This is a genomic window from Paenibacillus agaridevorans (assembly GCF_003112455.1).
GTDB lineage: Bacteria > Bacillota > Bacilli > Paenibacillales > Paenibacillaceae > Pristimantibacillus > Pristimantibacillus agaridevorans.
Genome location: NZ_BDQX01000339.1, coordinates 191,279 through 209,757, shown reverse-complemented (window position 1 = coordinate 209,757; position 18,479 = coordinate 191,279). Strand labels below are relative to the sequence as shown.

Below are 18,479 nucleotides of genomic sequence, written 5' to 3'. Positions count from 1 at the left end.
TTTACCGGCTCGGCTATCGTCACGTCGATGCGGCGAACCAGCCTATCCAGACGTTTATCGGCGTTGCTCGTCGACGCTTCGCCCGCAGGCTGCCCCCAGTCCGACGTGAAAGCAATCCCGTAGTAGACGGCCACGAAGACGAATATCGTGATTGCTCCAAGCAGCATTGCCGTTCTTCCTCCGCTTCTGCCGGCCATCTCTATCCCCCCTCACGGCTTGTAGTATTTGGTCTGGTTGATTAAGGTGTCGATGTCCTTCATGCACGGCATGAGCAGCACATCCCGGTAATCCGCGCCGCCGAGCCTTGCCAGTTCCGCAAGCAGACCGTCAAGCTTAAGCAGAATTTCTTCGTTCGCCCCCAAATAACCCGCGGATTCAGCCGACCAGCCCGTTGCCATCGCTGACGCTTCTCTAAGACGGAGCAATCCCAACAATTCTCGCACATGACCATAGAACAACTCCTCGACCGCCGCAATCGCCGATGCGAACCTCTTGTAGCTTAATTCCGCCGGATTAAACCGTTCTCCCAGCAATCCCAGCAAGGCGTTCACCTTCTTCTCCATGCGCTCCAGCTGAGACAATGCGGCTTCGCTCTCCCGTCTGAGCGCGCGATTGCGGCGGAAACGAACGAATGCAAGCCAATACGCCTCCGGCGAACGCCATTCCGGCAGACGCGGCGCGGAGGGCGCATCGCGAAAGAGGATGGCATGGCTGCCGGTCAGAAGCACCACCGGACTCATGACGAGAAGCGTGACGACGAAGGCGGTCTCGAAGGAGCTCCCTCCCGTCAGCCTCGCACCGCCCAGGCCGGGAGACAACGCCGCGACGTTCAGGCCGATGGTTCCCGATACGAGCAACGCCAGCCTCCATGCTTTCGACCATCCGCCCATTCACCGCACCTCCCCGCTACTACTTAACCTATTCCGGTTATGAACCGCGATATGCCGAGCATAACAAGCTCTTTCGATGGACAAGTTTACATTAATTGGGATATGCAGGTCTGTACGTTACTCTTTTGATCTATGTTCCCTATTTTTTGCCCACCACTCTATATGCCACAAGAGCATCATATTGCCTCATTTCGACCAAATGATGTCGCTCCTGAGGCTGTCTATTCATTGTGCAAAGGTGAAATTGTAGCCAAGTGTTCGGTAAGAAATGAACGGGAGCAACTGGAACGGAAATGAGAGGCGTTATTTCAGCAAAAAGCCGCACTTCGCAAATCTAGTGGAACTGACAGCCCTTATGATGGGCAAAAGTCCGCGGTTTGCCTGGATTTCTCCCGAATAACGTCGCAGAGTTCTGTTAGATTTTAAAATCACGCCAAACGAACCATATAAGGGCCCTTATTTCCGTTAACAGGTTGGCGATGATGGATTGCAGCCTCATTTCCAGTTTTGCACACAATGAATCGACGGCCTCCTCCTTGCTATTCAATAAGCGGCCCCGTTTATACTATTGGTAAAATTAACTTGACTTCATGTATAGTTTATTTTACATTGTGTATATCGAACTTTACTTTTCATGCGTCGAGGAGGCGTTCCGTTTGTCCTTTCAAGAGAAAAAAACGCTCTTTTATTTGCTCAGCACCTTCCTGATCTTCGGCTCTTATTGCTTGTACGTCTTTCAAAACGCGCCCTTCGGCATTCTCGATCAAGAGGATCCCTTCCGCTTTTGGGGCCTCTTCGTCATCGTGCTGATCCCGGTCACCATCGTCGCGAAAATTATTCTGCATATCATCTTCTCGATCATTAACCGGATGGTCACGAACGAAGACGAACCTTCATTCGCCGACGAGCTCGACAAGCTGATCGATCTGAAGGCGACCCGTGTTACCCATTACACGTTCAGCATGGGTACCGTGCTGGCCATGGGCACGCTCGCGCTCGGCATGACGCCGAACACGATGTTCGTCACTTTTGTCGGCTTCGCCTTTCTGTCGGAGGTCGCCGGGTATATCGCGCAGCTTTATTACTATCGCAGGGGAGTCTGACATGAGTAAGAGTCTGATTGGCAATCATGTGCGCAAGCTTCGTTTCAATCGGAACGAGATGACGCAGCAGCAGCTCGCGGATCTGGTAGGCGTCACGAGGCAGACCATCGTCACCATCGAGAAGGGCAATTATTCGCCCTCGCTGGAGCTCGCATTACGTATCGCGCGCGCATTCGGCGTTCCGCTTGAGGAAGTTTTTTATTTCGAGGAGGAATGAGGATGAAAGCGATCGTCTGTACGAGATACGGCTCTCCGGACGTCTTGCAGTTGCAGGACGTCGCTAAGCCGGAGCCGGGAGATAATGAAGTTCGCATTCGGGTAGCGGCCGCTACCGTGGGTCCGTCGCATTGCGCCTTCCGCAAGGGAGACCCCTTCATCGTGAGGCTCGTCTACGGGCTGAAGAAACCCAAGCAGCCCATCCTGGGCACGGAGCTTGCGGGAGTCGTCGACGCCGTCGGCCGCGACGTTAAGCAGTTTCGCGTCGGGGATCGCGTATTCGGCATTAGCGCGGCTACTTCCGGCGCCCATGCCGAATACAAATGCCTGCCGGAATCCAAGCCGCTTGCGGTCATGCCGGACGGCATGACGTTCGCGGAAGCTGCCGCGATCTGCGACGGTACCCCCACGGCGCTGACCTTCCTTCGCGACAAAGCCAAGCTGAAGCCCGGCCAGAAGGTGCTGGTCATCGGCGCCTCCGGAGCGGTCGGGCTGGCGTCGGTACAACTTGCCAAGGTATTCGACGCAGAGGTAACCGGCGTATGCAGCGGCGCAAACTCGGCGCTGGTGCTTGCAAACGGCGCCGATGCGGTCATCGATTACACCCGCGAGGATTTTGCGCAGAATGGCCATGCGTATGACGTGATCTTCGACGCGGTCGGCAAGCGAACATTCCCCGATTGCAAGCGATCGCTCACCGCCAACGGCGTCTATCTCTCCACCGTCCCGTCCATGTCGATTCTGTTCGCCGTCCTCCTCTCCTCCTTGTCGCGAGGCCGCAAAGCCAAATTCGCAACGGCCGGCCTCATGCAGAACAAGGCTAACTTGCAATATATGAACGAGCTCTATGAGGCCGGCAAGCTCCGAGCGAACATCGATCGCGAATATACGCTGGATCAAGTCCCGGAAGCGCACGCATACGTGGATACGGAACGCAAGAGAGGGAATGTGGTCATTACGTTCTAAGAGCACATTCCTCCGAGTACGCATGACCGCTTGTAGAATAAGTTTAAGTCTCATAGGCGCGAGCGAGTCTGCAACGTAACGGACAGGAGCGACGTTATTCTTTGATTTTTTAAGGTTGCTAAAATCTAACGGACATACACAGCTCTATTTGTGCCATCCGAGCATCTTTTTGCTTCATACCGACCAAATAACGTCGCTCCCGTCCGTTAGATTTTGCTTCCATCAAAAAAAGCGCAAATTGTGTCGCTGATGTCCGTTAGATATTTCTACGATTGATTAGCAAGTGCAACTTCGTTCGCCGTTCGTTGGTTAGTTGGTTGGTTCGTTCGTTGGCTCGTTTGTTGGTCCGTTGGTTGGTCCGTTTGTTGGTCCGTTGGTTGGTCCGTTGGTTGGTCCGGTGGTTGATTGGTTCGTCGGTTGGTTCGTTGGTCGTTGGTTCATTGGTTCCTTCGTTCGCCTTCTTTCGTTCGTCGGTCCGTTGGTTGGGTCCCGGCTGCACCCCACCCCTTGGCGGCTTAATGCGTTTACCGATTCAACCTTCTATAACTCCGTACCGCCAGCGGCAAGAATATCGCCAGGAGCAATACGGGCCAGCCAACGGCTAGCAGCAGGGCATGCTCCGACATCCAGCTCTCGCCGCGCAAGCCCGGATTGCCAAACAGCTCTCTTGCCGCCGTCGATGTAGCCGACAGAGGGTTAAACTCCGCGATGGCTCCCAGCCAGGCGGGCATCGTCGTCGTATCGACGAAGACATTCGACAGGAAACCCACCGGCCATACCAGCAGTTGCACCATCGACACGTTATGCGGATTCGTCGCGTGAAGACCTACGAAGATGCCGACCCACAGCAGCGAAAATCTCAGCAGCAGCAAAAGGCCGAATGCCCCAAGCGCATGGTCTGCGCCTTCATGCCATCCCCAGCCGAGCAATAGACCGGTCACGATCAACACAAGCAGCCCAATGACCGAATTAAGCATATCGACCATACATCGACCCAGCAGAACGGCCGAGGCATGAATCGGCATCGACCGAAATCGGTCCGTGACGCCCTTCGAGGCATCCGTCGTTACCGCCATGACGGTGCTCTCCACACCGAAAAACATCGTCATCGCGAACATGCCCGGCATAAGAAATTCGAAGTACGAGCCTCCCCCTGGAACCGCCATCGCTCCCCCGAACAGGTAGCCGAACATAAGCAGCATCATGACAGGGAACAGCCATCCGATCATAATCCCCCAAGGATTGCCTCCCCAATGCAGCAGCTCCCGCTTCGACAATACCCATACATCGGTGAAAGCATATCTGATACGTGCGGCGCCCGAAGGTTGAATATTCTTCACGTTACGTTCCATCGTAATCATCTGGATTCCTCCTTATTCGATACTCCGTTCTGTCCCGTAAAATGAATAAATACTTCGTCCAAGGTTGGTCTGCGCAGAACTATATCCTCCGGCTCCAGCCCCGAGTCCGCAAACGCGCTTGCCGCCTTTAGCAACGAGCCCGTACGGTCGGTTACCGGCACGCTGATTCGGTTCGCGGCGTTGTCTACGAGAACAAAAGCCCCGCCGATTCCGCGCAAAATACGTTCCGCCTTCACGACTTCCTCTTGTCTTAGCAGCGTCACCTCCAAGCGGTCGCCCCCGAACGAAGACTTCAGAGCCTCGGGCGTTCCCTCTCTGATCACTCTTCCGTCCTTCAAAATAGAGACCAGATCCGCAAGCTGATCCGCCTCCTCCAAATATTGCGTCGTAAGCAGCACGGTTGTCCCCGCTTCTTTAAGCGAGCGGATCGCTCCCCACACTTCTTGTCTGGCAAGAGGGTCCAGGCCGGTCGTCGGCTCGTCGACGAACAGCACGTCCGGCGACACGATCAAACTGGCAGCTAGATCAAGCCGTCTGCGCATCCCTCCCGAATATTTGCCCACGGCTCTGCCCGCCGCTTCCGTCAGATCGAATTGCGTCAACAATTCCTCGGCGCGCCTCCTTGCCTGCCCCTTTGGCAGTCGGTTCAGACGTCCGAACATCTCCAGGTTCTGATAGCCCGTCAGTTGCTCGTCGACCGCGGCGTATTGTCCAGCCAGCCCGATCCTTGAACGGACGAGATGTCCCTCCTTGCTAACGTCGTACCCCGCGACAGTGGCGCTGCCTTCGTCCATGCGGAGCAGCGTCGTCAATATTTTGACCGCGGTCGTCTTCCCGGCTCCGTTCGGACCCAGAAGTCCGAAGATACTCCCAGCAGGCACGTTCAGCGTGAGACCGTTCAGCCCTGGTCCCTCCTTCGTTCTCCCGTAGTGCTTCTTCACATTGCGAGCTTGAATGGCATACGCATGGGCTCCCATTGCTTGCATTCTCCCCTTCGAATAGCCAGAGAAGCGTCTGGCCTCGTTATTACGGCACGTCCGGGAATGCGGCTTCGAGTCTAGCCTCTCTGCCGCAAACCACTGTCGTACACTGTACGGTACAGTGTATCACTCATCGCTTTTAACTGTCAATGCACGCGTGTATAATAGTGTTATCACATCATCGGAATGGAGATCTGCCTTCAATGCCCACTAATGGACAAGGAAATGACTATGCCCGCAGCTTGAGTCTCTTATGGGGCTCGCAGACCGTACCGGGCCGAAGCGGCCTAACCGTACAGAAGATCGTATCTGCCGGCATGGAGATGGCCGATGAGAACGGCATCGAGCAATTGTCGATGCGCAAGGTGGCGGAGCGTCTGGGAGTTGGCGCCATGTCGTTATATACCTACGTGCCCAGCAAGTCCGAACTGCTGGACCTGATGCTGGACAAAGCTCAGGCGGATCTATATGACAGCGGCGGCGATATCCGGGGAGCATGCGGAGGAGAGTGGAGCGAAGCGATACGCTACATCGCCAAGACCAACTGGGAGTTGTACCGGAAGCATCCCTGGATCGTCGACCTCTCCGGCAGAAGACCCGTGATGGGTCCTCATGTTTTGCTCAAATACGAGCTTGAGTTATGCGCGCTGGACGGAATCGGCCTCTCCGATATCGAGATGGACTCCACGCTTTCGCTTCTGCTCATGCACGTGGAGAGCTGCGCGCGGCTTCAATTCAGCATGAAGCGGACCGAAGCCTCCTCCGAGCTGAACGATAACGAATGGTGGCTCGAGTTATCTCCCGTGCTTGACAATATAACCGACTGGAGCCGTTTTCCCGTCTCGTCCCGCGTGGGCAATGCCGCAGGCGAGATGCATCAAAGCGCCTATAGTCCCGAGCATGCCTATCTATTCGGCTTGGAGCGCATTATCGCCGGCACGGCCGCGTTGATCGGGAAAGCCACGTAGCCTTGCCTTAGGCGTTCATCTGTTCAAATCGCCCTCGGCTCAGCGTCGACAGCCCAATCATCTTTCAAAATGCGGAAGCGCTGGAAATATTCTATTTAAATCCGGTGTTTCGTATTGTAAGATGAAAGGCAGAGCATATATGGGGGGATTGGCAATGTGGACACGCGCGGAGCTAAAGCAGAGAGCTAAGGATGTATTGCGGACAACGTATTGGAAGGCATTCCTGGTCAGCATCATCCTGTTGTTTGTAGGCGGGGGAGGCGGCGGCTTCGGGGCCAATCTGAATTTGGGTTCGGGCGACTGGGGCGATCTCAGAGAATCGTTTAGCTCCGTCGATAGCGGCTATAGCGAAGACGAGCTTTACGTCGAAGAGGATATCATCGATTCTTTCATCTATAACGACGACTTTGGCACCTCTTCCAGTATCGAGTGGAGCTTCTGGGGACCGTTCATCATTATTATGGTCATCATATTTATCGTTGCGCTTTTGTTCGCGCTCGCCTTCCGCATCTTCCTGCTGTCTCCGCTGGAGGTCGGGAGCAGACGCTACTTCAAGCAGGCGGCCGAGCAGGATGGAAATCTTAATAATCTGGGGTATGCGTTCGGCAAGGGACGATATGTGGATATTATTAAAACGATGTTCTGGCGAGGGCTGCTAAATTTCCTATGGTACCTGCTCCTCATTATTCCGGGCATTATCAAATCGTACGCCTACAGCCTCGTGCCTTATATTTTGGCGGATAATCCCAACATCGGCTACAGGCGGGCTGTGCAGCTTAGCAATCAGATGACGCGAGGACATAAATTCCGGATCTTCGTGCTCGATCTCAGCTTTATCGGCTGGTTCCTGCTCGGTTTGCTGGCTCTCTTCGTCGGTTACCTCTTTGTGCTGCCTTATTATAACGCAACGAAGGCTGAGCTTTATCTGACTCTGCGCAAGGAAGCATTTGAACGCGGCATGACGGCTCCGCAAGAGCTTCGGCTTACGGATGACTTTCCGCCGATTTACGTCTAGCCATCTTACGGAAAAAGGCCTTCCCCCTGCTAGCGGAGGAAGGCCTTTTTGGCGTGCGGACGCGTCTGCGTCGATTAGGGTGTGTCTGAATACTCTGAGGGGAGCAGATTTTGCCGAATTTTCGTTCCATGCAAGGAACTTTTGTAAAGGTGTACCGGGGGTACATCAAGCAAAAGTGACGAAGCAGGGGGCGGAAAGGCGGTGAAAGATGCCCCAGAGCGGGTTTTCAGACACGCCCTAGTTGCCGGACAACTGGTGGATGGACCATGTGGTTGGCGCTTCCTTGCCGATATCCAACGGCAAAGTCATACCGTCGTCGAAATATTTCAACTCCAGGACATCCCCGGCGGTTAGATCAACCTCCCCATCCAGCGTAACGGTCGCGCTGCCAAGCGGCGCCCTAAGCGATAGAACCAGCGCTACGTTCACATTCAAAATCGGAATGACGCCGGATACCAGCGTGGATTCCATTGGCGATACGCGTTGTACTGCGAAATATGGATCAATACCCGCTCCCAGCGAGATGGTAACCGCTGCCGTCGTCTTGTAATTCACCGTAGCCTTAATAGCATATCGGCCTGTGGCAGGCACCGTGAATTGGCCCGAAGCCGGATCGAAGCCTGTACCTGCATAAAACGGCGATGCGACATTCCAACCGCTCAGCGTCTGGGTATTCGTAACCGTTGTCGGAACTAAAGATGCCGAGAATCCCTCAGCGGTATAGTTCGCTCCAGCCGGGCCTGCGGGACCGGGATCGCCCTGCGGACCTGCGGGACCGACCGCTCCATTGGCTCCAGCCGGACCAGCCGGCCCCTGAATTCCCTGTTCGCCTTGTGGACCTTGCGGGCCTTGTGGACCTACCGGACCAACCGCTCCATTATCGCCGTCGAGCCCCGGAATTCCCTGCTCGCCTTGCGGACCTTGCGGGCCTGCCGGGCCAACCGCTCCATTATCGCCGTCGAGCCCCGGAATACCCCGTTCGCCTTGCGGACCTTGCGGACCCACCGGGCCAACAGCTCCATCTGCGCCCGCTGCTCCCGCCGGGCCGGGATCACCCTGCGGTCCTTGAGGACCCGCAGGTCCTGTTGACCCGGACGGACCGGTCGCCCCAGTGGCTCCCGCATCGCCTTTGTCGCCTTTGTCGCCCTTCTCTCCCTTGTCTCCTTTGTCGCCCTTGACCGCACCAAGCAGGAGCTGCACCTGCTGTAATCCCTGATTCCAATTTACGCTGGCTCCGAACAGCTCCGCCAAGAACCGAATGGGCACAAGTTGCTCGTCGTCGACGGTCTGCATAGGTTGTCCGAGCGCAACCTCAATGCGGTTATCGTTAACCGCGACAGACGCCTTAAGCGAATTTTCTAAGAAAGTCACAACCGTATCGCCTTTTTTGACCGTAAGTGTGCTCGTCCTCTCGTTCCACGAATATGTTGCGCCAAGCAGCTCCGCGATGTCTTGAATCAGCGCTATCATCGTCCCTTGCTTTACAATTGCATTCATGTTCTCCTTTACGACTTTTCCGTCTACATTGATGGACACACCTGCTGCTTGAGCAACCGGCGCGAACAGCAGCAGCACGGTAAGAAGCGTTAAGCTCGCAACCTTGTACCATCTCCGTTTTCTTCCTCTACCTCTTAGTCCCACTCTCTTCATCTCCCTATTAAAAAATGTGAATTCATCTCCTGTTTTAAATATATCTTGCGCCGATCTATAAAAATTTGAAGGAAATGATCATTTGCTAACCTTTTTTCAGTTTCAGTTATAACATATCCTTTAGTAGAATTGTGTAATGCAGATTACAAAAACAAAAAAAAGCATATTATAGCAGGTCCATAACGCCGAACAATTGGTAGAGAAACAAGGGAACTTGGCGATCGAAATTCTAAAAGCGTTCAGTTTGCCCGTACCCGGGCAGACTGAACGCTTTTCATTTGGTTACAAGCCGGAATGCCCCTTCTTCTGCCTTTCGGAAGATTTTTTTAGTATAATGCTTCTAATAGTAGATATCAGATTCCCCACGCGCAGGAGGTATCACAGACCATGGTATATATCGCATTATTGCGAGGCATCAACGTAGGCGGCAACAACAAAATTAATATGAAGGAACTGAAAGCAACGTTCGAGCGGGCAGGTCTCAGCAACGTGGTTACGTACATTAATACCGGCAATATTATTTTTACGGATGACAATCGCACCGCCCCGGAACTATCCTCCCTGCTGGAGGAAGCCATCGCTTCGGACTTCGGACTGTCCATTAGAGTCATGGTCCGTACAATCGAGCAGATCGAAGCCATCATGGCCGCGCTGCCGGAGCATTGGGCCAATGACGGGGAGATGAAAAGCGATGTACTTTATCTGTGGGAGGAGATCGACAACGAATCCGTACTGGAAGGGCTAAAGCTTACCCCCGAGATAGACCGGGTTATCTATATCCCAGGCGCAGTTCTATGGTCGTACGATCGGCAGCATGCAGGGCGAAGCGGCATGAACAAGATCATCGGCACCAAATTTTACGCTAGCGTCACTGTTCGCAACGTCAATACGGCTCGCAAAATCCATGATCTGATGAAAGCGGCGGCCGGGCTTTGATGGCCTCCTCCTCCGAACATCACGGCCACGGAGGGGAGTAGCCAGGAAGGCTCGTTCGCACCGAAGGAAGTCGTTCCCTTGTCAGCCTTTACGCCCATACTGCTTGGCATAAGACATAATGCGGCGGTACAAGGTCTTGTCCTTCATCGTAGGCCCGAAGTAGCCGATGCTTCCCCCTAGCTTATAATTAGTCGCTACCTTGCCGGGACGGCCGATCTTCGTGAACAACGCTGTGCTGACCCACTTCCCCTGATTCGTCTTCTGAACCATCACATTACGCCGCATCTTCGGCAAGCAGCGGGTCGATCTGAGCCTTCATTTCCTCTTCCGTCATGTATCCCAGCTTCTGATGGGCAATGCGTCCATCCCGGCCAAGGAATACGGATACCGGGATCGGTCTCACTCGATAGGCTTCGGCCACCGTCTTCTCCGGGTCCGTCAGAACCTTGAAGGTGTAGCCATGTTCTCCGATAAAGCTCTCCACTTTGCCAGACTCCTCGCCGACGCTGACCGCAAGAATGACGAAGTCCTCGTCCGCATAGGTTTGATGAATTTTCTCCATGTCCGGCATTTCTTTTTTGCACCATTTGCACCAGGTCGCCCAGAAGTTCACGTAGACGACTTTGCCCGCGTAGTCGGTCAACGAGACGGGATTGCCGGACAGATCCAGCAGCGTAAAGTCGGCGACCGTCTCTTCCCCCTGTTCGTCTTGACCATACACGACGGTGGGAGCGGCCTCAGCGCTGCTTGCTCCATTCTGGTTCGCGATGTATCCGGCGATTAGCACGAGCAGCAGGATTGCGCCGCCCAGCAGCACGGGTTTGTTCATATGACTCGCTCCTTTCTTCTACTTCATTAAATAAGAAGACGCGCGGCCGTCATGCCGCGCGTCCCTCTTTGATCCGGTATAATCGATGGCCAGGCCATCCCTCATGCATTAGCACTCTTCTTCGCAATATTCCTCTTCGGCAGGAGCCGAATCCGAGCTGGAAGAAGGGGTGGACGATTGGCTGCTTGCGATAGCCGTCGGCTTAGGTACGACGATAGGTTTGGCCGATTGGCTTCCGCTTACGATCTTCACGGATTTCGCCGGCTTGCTCTCCGGAGCTGCCGTTGCCGCAGGAGCCTGCTCGGCCGCCGCAACAGGAGCTGGTGCCGGTTTCTCGGCTGCAGGTTTAACATCCGCTTTTGGCGAATCGACTTTGACCGAAGCTTGGGTCGGCTCCGTGCCAGCCGGCTCCGGAGCGCTCGCCTTCGGCGCTGCCGATGGCTGAGCCGCTGCAGAGGCAACCGTTACGGATGATTTCGTTTCCTTGGAGACGGGAGCCTGCTGCTTACTAGCATGATCTTGTGCGACTGATTTCTCAGCAACCGTCGATACTGGCTGCTTGGCCTGCGAAGTCTCCGTCGTCGACTCCTCAGCAACGGCAACCGGTTTCTCGACCTTCTCTGATGCAGCTTCCACTGGAGCGGCTTGCTCCTGGATGGCCGGCGTTTCGACGGCTGGCGTTCCGGAATCCGAAGCAACGATTACATCCGGTCTTTCCAGAGTCTTCGTTTCGGTGACCGTCACCTTAGAATCGGGTGCCGCGCCTTCCGCAATGTTATGTGTCTGGTTAGCCGACACAGCCGCATACGTAATCAACGTGAATGCCGCAATCGACGTCGCCAGCGTAATAGAGAGTTTGGACCATTTGGTTACATTCTTCATGCGAGCCTCATCCTTTCCCCTTCATCTATCCTGCATCGTGTGCGCCGCCTGTATTAGCAAATTTCCTCTTCCGTGCCGCCAGAGGACGAATCCGAGCTTGAAGGTGCGGAGGACGAATCCGACGACGATGACGAAGATGAAGACGAGGAGCTTTCAACAGGCTTCGTTTCTTGTTTGGGTACAGATACCGGCTTGGAGGAATTGTTTGTGCTCACGATTTTTTTCGTCGTGGCCGGCTTGCTCTCAGGTGCCGGCGTTGCGGCAGGAGCTGCCGGCGCTTTGCTTTCCTTCACGGATTCAGCCGCTTGAACGGCAGGCTTTTCTTCCTTAACGACTGCTGGAGCCTTAGGAGCCGTAGTTGCCTGAGGTTCCGGCTTCACGGCAGGTGCTTCCGACTTCGTTTCTGTCGAGGATGCAACGGATACCGCCGCTTTGGACGTGTTTGGTTTGGACGTTGCATTATTGGAAGCTGCAGCAGGCTGTTCCGACTTGACAACTGCTTGCTCCGCTTTGGCGCCAGCTGCCGGAACGACAGGCGTCGCAGCTTCCGTTGTTTGTACTTGCTCAGCAGCGCTTGACTCGATCGCCGCAGCTTCATCCGTCACAGCGACCTCTGCTGTTTCAACAGCCGGTGCTGCTTCCGCTTCGTTCGTCGCCGTGACTTCAACTGCTGCCTCTTCTACTGCAGGAGCCTCCGACTCGTTCGTTGTCACGGACTGAACGACGCCGGCTTCTTCGGCCGGAGGCGGCGAAGCCAGGGAATCGTTAGCGGACACCGCCGCGTAAGTAATTAGTGTGAAGGCCGCTACAGAAGCCGTCAGTGTGATGGAGAATTTTTTGGAGATTGTTTTTTTAGTCATGATTGTTTACCTTCCTCTCATTTTCTGTATTAGGGTGGATAGTCCGGACAAACATCTCGATACAGTCGCCGACGACCCCTTAGGAGGAGATGCCTACTTGCATAAGTTTCGGACAAAAAAAGAAAGATCCAACAATGAGCGCTACCGCGCTACCGTTGAATCTCTGGTTATCCAGTCGATTGTCTATGATCTTTTGTCTTCGAACATTCTTGCTTGGCAGCTCATTCCTGTATCTGGCTTTAGTTTATGACGCTTTTGTTCAGGTGTCAATCATTTATTTTATTTTTCCCATCGTTTTTGTCGGAATTAAAAAATCCGCTAAAAAAATGCATTGACAAGTGTAATAAGTAGTCTGTACAGTGAATACATTATTCCGACAAAAAATATAGGTTTAGGAGGCTTAATGAAAGTGAACAACATTGACAACAACCTGCTTCTGGCAATTGAAACGAACTGGTACAGCTTCGCCGTATCCGTCTTCGTGTTCGGGCTGCTATTTTATTTGGCCAAGAAACGGGTCGGCTTCGGCACAAGGGTATTGATTGGATTAGGCATCGGATTAGCTATTGGGATACTATTCCAAAACTTAGATTCATTAGAAACTAAGGGCATCACCACCTTCGGCAGCATCTATGTCAATCTGATCAAAATGCTCGTTATCCCGCTTGTTTTCGTGCTTGTATTAAACAGTATCGCATCGCTCAAAAGTCTCGATTATCTTCGTAAAATCGGCTTCAAAACGTTTGCCTGGTTCCTGGGAACGACCGGCATCGCCTCCATTCTCGGCCTTATCGTCGCGCTTATTTTCAGCCCCGGCAAAGGATTGCAGCTGGAGGTTCCATCGGACTTCGCAGCTCGCGAGATTCCGACGTTCTCGGAGGTCATTCTTCAGCTCGTTCCATCCAATCCGATTAGCGAAGCTGCCGATGGCAAAGTCGTCCCCGTCCTGATTTTCGCCATCTTTATCGCCGTCGCGATCATCAAGGTCGGCTCCCGGAACGAAGCGTCCGTCAAACCGGTGCGCGATCTGATCGAATCGCTTACGCAAGTGCTTCATCAGGTCGTAAAGTTCGTCATTCGCCTGACGCCGTATGGCGTGTTCGCGCTTATTGCCGGCATTACGGCCCGCTACGGCTGGGATACGCTTCAGGAGCTGGGCAGCGTTATCCTGACTTCCTATGTGGCGTTGATCCTGCATTTCGTACTTGTATTCGGCGGACTTGTTCTGCTGGTAGCCAAAGTGAATCCGCTCAAGTTCTTCCGCAAAATTTACCCGACGGTTGCGGTCGCCTTCTCGACGCGCAGCAGTTACGCGACGCTTCCTGTCAATCTGGAAGTCATCACGAAGCGCCTTCACGTCTCGCCGCGAATCGCGAGTTTTGTTGCTCCGCTTGGCGCATCCGTCAACTTTAACGGCTGCGGCGGCATCTGGCCGGCCATCGTTGCTGTTTTCACGGCGCAAATCTTTGATATCACGCTGACGTTTACGGACTATATTATATTGGTTCTTGTCAGCATCATCTCCTCCATTGGCGTTGCAGGCGTTCCTGGACCGGCCGTCATCTCGACGACCGTTGTGTTAAGCGCGCTCGGCTTGCCACTCGAAAGCATCGCGATCGTCGCAGGCGTCGAAGCGCTGATCGACATGGGCCGTACAGCCGTCAACGCTACGGGCACGACCGTTACTTCGCTTCTGGTCGCCAAGTCCGAGGGCGAGTTCGACCGCGAAGCCTTCAACCGCGGCGACGACGAGGAAGTTTCCCTGAATCCGGCTTAAAGCCGGATTCGCACGACAGCGGCCGTCTGGCCGCCGTTTTTTATGGAATAACAGCCCTGCGAAGACGCCAAGCTACAAGCTTGCGTTTCGGAGGGCTTCCTTTTTTTGTATGTGGATAGGGTTGTCCCTCCCTTGCAGCAGCCGGAATAGGCTCTTGCATGCACGCTCGCTCCTTATACCACACTATCCCCATCGCGCCCATCCATCGTTTTGCTAACCCCGCGTTCTCCCAAGCAGGTTTTCTGACAGCTTGCTATTTACGTTGCGTCATGCGTACCAAGCTGCATCACAGAACTCCGCTCCACGCCTGCGTTTAAGCGATTAGATGGAAAACCTCCTTCTATTCTTCCCCTTTCCGCCGAAGTGTCTTTCAATCAAGCGAATTAAAGGGCCGTTTTCCGTCTAATTGGTTGTGCGATGTTGTACTGGCCAAAATAGCGGGAGCTTTTCCCTTTCGCAATGTGGCGATAAGCTTTCTTCTCCCAACGCAAAGAAGGACAGCCCGCATAGGCTGCCCCTCTCCGATAACGCTAAATTCAGTTGGATCACTTCGACAACAGATTGTAAAGCACTTGCGCCACTTGTGCCCGAGTAGATGCCGCGCGCGGATTCAGCTTGCCTTCGGATCCGGACACCACACCCGCTTCCACGAGCGCTTCTAGAGACTCCAGCGCGTAGCTTGCAACGTCAGTCCGATCGGAGAAGTCGCTCAGGCTGGCTCCGCCTTTTGAAGCCGGTTCCTTGTCGAGCACCGTCAGCGCCCGGTACAACAGCGTGAACAGCTCTTGACGCGAGATCGTGTCGTTAGGCGCGAAGACGTTGCCTTCGTACCCGTTCGCGATGCCCAGACGTTTGGCGGCCGCGAGATAACCGGTGTAATACGTGTTTCCAGCGTCGGCAAAGTTGTCGGAGCCCGCTCCGTCCGCTTCAATGCCATATGCATTTAACAGCAGGACGATGAATTGTCCGCGCGTAATATTGGCATTCGGGCTGAAATGGTTCTCGTCCGTGCCGCTTGTAATTTCTCTCGCCGCCAGGTAGGACACCGCAGAGGCGTACCAGGAGGACGAAGCTACGTCGGCAAATTCGATTTTGTTGTAGCCGATAATGTACTGGGAGAAGTGTTCGGTCGAGAATCTCAAACCTTTTGCCGAAGGGTTGTATTGACCCTCTACCAGGTTCAGCTCTCCGTCTTCATTAACATGATAAATAATCAGTGCGTTGGTATCTTCGCCGCGCTTAGGTTGGTAAGGCAAGAACACCTTCACAAGCGAACCTCCGAACGAGGATACTTCCGATTGGCCCGCGTACACGAGCAGATCGTAGACAGGGCGGTCGCCCAGCACTTCCTTGCCTTCCTCGGTCAACTCCGACTTGCCGATGATGAAGCTGATGTCGCCTTCGTCTTCATTGCCCGCGATCGTGCCGAGCGCTTCGACGTCGAACGTGACGGTGCCGAAACCTACATCGATCGTCAGACTTGCTTTCGAACCCGATACCAGCGTATTGAACACGCTGCGAGTCAATGTTACTTGTACGTTGCCGGAAGCAACTGCCTCTTCTACGCGGATCTCAAGCGAGGCATCCTTGCCTTCGCTCTCTGCTTTTTGCGCTTTTTCGAGCAGTGCGTTCACGACGTTATCCGGGACGACCGCAAGCCATGTGCCGGATGTTTCGTCCAGCTTGGCGCCTACGTCAGCCCGCGCGCCGTTAGTCAGCTCGGTTACGAGCTCAGGCGTTGGAGTTGTCGTTCCGCCTCCGCCGCCACCTGTGTTATTATCCGGTTGGGACGGAGCAACATATTGCGGAACCGTAACCGTTGTATCGGCGCTGGCAAGCGTCGTATCCGTTGCTTTCACGCGAATCAGGTAGCTGCCCGGAGCCAGGCTTGTAATTTCCGAGCCCGTTACGGGATGATAATTAGACTCCGTGCTGGAACGGTACTCCAGTCCGGTATTCGTGCCCGTAATTTTGCCGTTGCTTTGGCCGCTGGTTGTAGGCGCTACGCCTGCAAGCCCTGTCGGAGCCGCAACGTTGCCTTTGATCGTCAGCTCGACAGGCTGGCTTGGGTTAAACGTCTCCTCGTCAGGCGAGGTGTAAGCCGCATATCGGACGTAATACGTGCCGGGAGACAATCCGGTCAACTCGCCTGCGATAATGGCTTCTTCCGATAACAGGGCATATTCGCCGTCGTCTTTTTTGTACTCCAGCTGATAATCGGGATGATCTGCCGATACCGCGTCCAGACCCGTAATTTGCCCATCGTTGTTCTCAAGCGTCGTGGTATGTACGACGCCGAGCTTCGTTCTGTCCGGAGGCACCAATTCTTGATAACCGGCTACGTAGACGGTAACGGATGCGCTCGGCGCGTAGTAGATGCCCTGAACCGTCTTTGCCGCGAATCGAACTTGATAATAATGTCCGGGTTCTACGCTGATGGCAACGCCTTGAACGGCCGCATATGCGGAATCCGGAGCATTATCAAGCTTATACTCCAAGCCTTCCGGCAGATCCTGAATCTCGCCGTCCTCAATCAGGACGATCTGGCCGTTGCCGCCCGCTTCCGTCGGCGCGATGCCGTCAATTCCAACCGGCGCCGCCTGGAATTCGGGAACGACGATTTCAATTGCGGGTCCTTCTGGATAGAGGGTTGAAGCCGCTGTTCCGGCAGTGTTGTTAGAAGTGTCAAAACCTGCTTTTTTCGCGTAACGGATCTCATAAACGCCTGGAGCAAGACCTTCTACACGATTTCCCGTATTTGGAACAGGGATATAGTTACCGTTGTCTTTGAGCCTATACTCCAAGAATTTTTTTTCGATACCAACAATAGCTCCGTCAGCCGCGCCTTGCGACGTTGGGCTAGCGCCCGTCAAGCCGGTAGGTTTCCATTCGATTCTGGAGAATAAGGTACTTAAGCTGTTAATGCGCAACTTGGCAGCTGCAGTAGTTGGATTACCGGTCACGCTCCAGCCGCCCATTAATTCAACATGGCCCAGTATTGGAGCCGGATTGCCGTTTTCGTCTACATTCCTTTTGTCGTACACGAAAATATAAGGAGCTTGAACTCTCGCCGAGGATACTGTCGTGCTTGTTCCAGGAATAGTACCTGTAATGAATGCATCTCTTTTCGTGTCCTGCGAAACCAGATTTTTCAAATACGTGTTAACTACATCAGTGTAAAAATGTGTAATTGTTTTATCTTTAGTTCTAGCATGCAACGCGCTACCGTCTAAAGTCTCACCATAGGCGTACCTTGGGTTAGTCGGTCTCGTAACGGACGTAAGCCCGCCAATGCCGCCATCCAGCTTAAAGTCCCAATTGTAAACCTTGTCTACCCCGTATTCGCTAGCAACCAGGTTCAAGTATCTTACGATACCCTGGCTATCGCCGCACCACGCGCAACCAATGAATACCGCGAACGTGCCCTCCTGATTAAGCACGTACTTTAACTCATCGAGCGTCACCGAATCGATAACGGCGCTAGGATCTGTTCCGTCAAAAATATTGGTGGAGCTAAACTCATTGTAAGAGCCTGGAATGTACTCCTGGTTCGTCAATGTTTTGAATTTAGCCTCTTTAGTGCCTTCAGGAGAGATAGCGTCAAATACGCCGCGAAGCGCCGTTTTGTATGCCTCGGCTCCGCTGCCGTCCTGCAATGCAGCAAGGCTTCCGGCACTTCCAATCCCTTCTAGGGATGCTACAATAGGAGCGGAATCGACGCCTTCTTTGTGGCCTTTGTTGTAAATGAACAAGAACGGCGCTTCGGCGATATTCACCGTTTTGATTCCCGCGCCTCCAGGAGGAGTATAGGATGAGCTTGATACGGTCGTTACTTTATACTCAGCCGATAGCGTACCGGATTGTCCTGCCGTATGCTCATTAATGTTCGTCAAATAACGAGCGCCCAGATCGACGTAACGTCTAGTGAAGTCCCCGTAGATACTGTTAGGATTCGTAATATCGAATGCCCGATTGGCTTCAGGCACACTACTCCCCTCGATGGGATTCGGTCCCGCCAATCTCGTATCGAAGTTCTTAATCGACGT

At 53.9% G+C, this 18,479-nt stretch carries 16 protein-coding genes and 1 pseudogene; 7 read left to right on the top strand and 10 right to left on the bottom strand.

Going from position 1 to position 18,479, the window contains the following annotated elements:
* Together PAT3040_RS39060 and PAT3040_RS27290 are read right to left on the bottom strand one after the other, a co-directional pair.
* Window positions 1-197 (bottom strand): annotated as a pseudogene (locus PAT3040_RS39060) (VWA domain-containing protein); the annotation flags it as partial.
* Between the two features lie 12 nt (window positions 198-209).
* Entirely contained in the window at window positions 210-890 is a 681-nt protein-coding gene (locus PAT3040_RS27290; RefSeq protein WP_108995160.1) for a hypothetical protein, read from the bottom strand.
* A 656-nt stretch (window positions 891-1,546) separates the two neighbouring features.
* Here PAT3040_RS27290 and PAT3040_RS27285 point away from each other — a divergent pair.
* The 3 genes from PAT3040_RS27285 to PAT3040_RS27275 are packed head-to-tail and all read left to right on the top strand — an operon-like array spanning window position 1,547 to window position 3,175.
* Window positions 1,547-1,993, top strand: a complete 447-nt coding sequence (locus PAT3040_RS27285) for a hypothetical protein (RefSeq protein WP_108995159.1) — start codon at window positions 1,547-1,549, stop codon at window positions 1,991-1,993.
* Between the two features lies 1 nt (window position 1,994).
* A complete protein-coding gene (locus tag PAT3040_RS27280; protein WP_108995158.1) occupies window positions 1,995-2,210 on the top strand; it encodes a helix-turn-helix transcriptional regulator in 216 nt (71 codons plus the stop codon).
* Between the two features lie 2 nt (window positions 2,211-2,212).
* The gene (locus PAT3040_RS27275) at window positions 2,213-3,175 is read left to right on the top strand and encodes an NAD(P)-dependent alcohol dehydrogenase (protein WP_108995157.1); all 963 of its coding nucleotides are present in this window, start codon (window positions 2,213-2,215) and stop codon (window positions 3,173-3,175) included.
* A gap of 524 nt (window positions 3,176-3,699) precedes the next feature.
* Here the strand turns inward: PAT3040_RS27275 and PAT3040_RS27265 are convergent.
* Both PAT3040_RS27265 and PAT3040_RS27260 read right to left on the bottom strand, forming a co-directional pair.
* Window positions 3,700-4,536: an ABC transporter permease gene (locus PAT3040_RS27265; RefSeq protein ID WP_258235183.1), complete on the bottom strand. Its 837-nt coding sequence runs from the start codon at window positions 4,534-4,536 to the stop codon at window positions 3,700-3,702.
* Window positions 4,533-5,513, bottom strand: a complete 981-nt coding sequence (locus PAT3040_RS27260) for an ATP-binding cassette domain-containing protein (RefSeq protein ID WP_108995156.1) — start codon at window positions 5,511-5,513, stop codon at window positions 4,533-4,535. Before PAT3040_RS27260 ends, PAT3040_RS27265 begins: the two co-directional genes overlap by 4 nt.
* Window positions 5,514-5,719: 206 nt before the next feature.
* Here PAT3040_RS27260 and PAT3040_RS27255 point away from each other — a divergent pair, with 206 nt between their 5' ends.
* A complete protein-coding gene (locus PAT3040_RS27255; RefSeq protein ID WP_087571806.1) occupies window positions 5,720-6,484 on the top strand; it encodes a TetR/AcrR family transcriptional regulator in 765 nt (254 codons plus the stop codon).
* 154 nt (window positions 6,485-6,638) lie between these two features.
* Window positions 6,639-7,499 (top strand): DUF975 family protein, encoded by an 861-nt coding sequence (locus PAT3040_RS27250; protein WP_108995155.1) that lies wholly within the window; start codon window positions 6,639-6,641, stop codon window positions 7,497-7,499.
* 237 nt (window positions 7,500-7,736) lie between these two features.
* Here PAT3040_RS27250 and PAT3040_RS27245 read toward each other — a convergent pair whose 3' ends face one another.
* Window positions 7,737-9,140, bottom strand: coding sequence for a stalk domain-containing protein (locus PAT3040_RS27245; protein ID WP_219930325.1), 1,404 nt, complete (start codon window positions 9,138-9,140; stop codon window positions 7,737-7,739).
* 396 nt (window positions 9,141-9,536) lie between these two features.
* On the opposite strand from PAT3040_RS27245, the gene PAT3040_RS27240 reads away from it, so the two are divergent.
* A complete protein-coding gene (locus tag PAT3040_RS27240) occupies window positions 9,537-10,085 on the top strand; it encodes a DUF1697 domain-containing protein (RefSeq protein ID WP_108995153.1) in 549 nt (182 codons plus the stop codon).
* A gap of 81 nt (window positions 10,086-10,166) precedes the next feature.
* On the opposite strand, the gene PAT3040_RS27235 is transcribed toward PAT3040_RS27240, so the two are convergent.
* The 4 genes from PAT3040_RS27235 to PAT3040_RS27220 form a co-directional block, all read right to left on the bottom strand.
* Window positions 10,167-10,358: a YheC/YheD family protein gene (locus PAT3040_RS27235; RefSeq protein WP_258235182.1), complete on the bottom strand. Its 192-nt coding sequence runs from the start codon at window positions 10,356-10,358 to the stop codon at window positions 10,167-10,169.
* Between the two features lies 1 nt (window position 10,359).
* Window positions 10,360-10,914, bottom strand: a complete 555-nt coding sequence (locus tag PAT3040_RS27230) for a TlpA family protein disulfide reductase (protein ID WP_108995152.1) — start codon at window positions 10,912-10,914, stop codon at window positions 10,360-10,362.
* Window positions 10,915-11,022: 108 nt separating this feature from the next.
* Window positions 11,023-11,796, bottom strand: a complete 774-nt coding sequence (locus PAT3040_RS27225; protein WP_108995151.1) for a hypothetical protein — start codon at window positions 11,794-11,796, stop codon at window positions 11,023-11,025.
* 53 nt (window positions 11,797-11,849) lie between these two features.
* Window positions 11,850-12,656: a hypothetical protein gene (locus PAT3040_RS27220; protein ID WP_108995150.1), complete on the bottom strand. Its 807-nt coding sequence runs from the start codon at window positions 12,654-12,656 to the stop codon at window positions 11,850-11,852.
* 403 nt (window positions 12,657-13,059) lie between these two features.
* Between PAT3040_RS27220 and PAT3040_RS27210 the strand changes: the two genes are divergently transcribed.
* Entirely contained in the window at window positions 13,060-14,433 is a 1,374-nt protein-coding gene (locus PAT3040_RS27210) for a dicarboxylate/amino acid:cation symporter (RefSeq protein ID WP_179215908.1), read from the top strand.
* Window positions 14,434-14,978: 545 nt separating this feature from the next.
* On the opposite strand, the gene PAT3040_RS27205 is transcribed toward PAT3040_RS27210, so the two are convergent.
* Window positions 14,979-18,479: S-layer homology domain-containing protein (locus PAT3040_RS27205; protein ID WP_181376867.1), on the bottom strand; the 3,501-nt coding region annotated here is incomplete at its 5' end.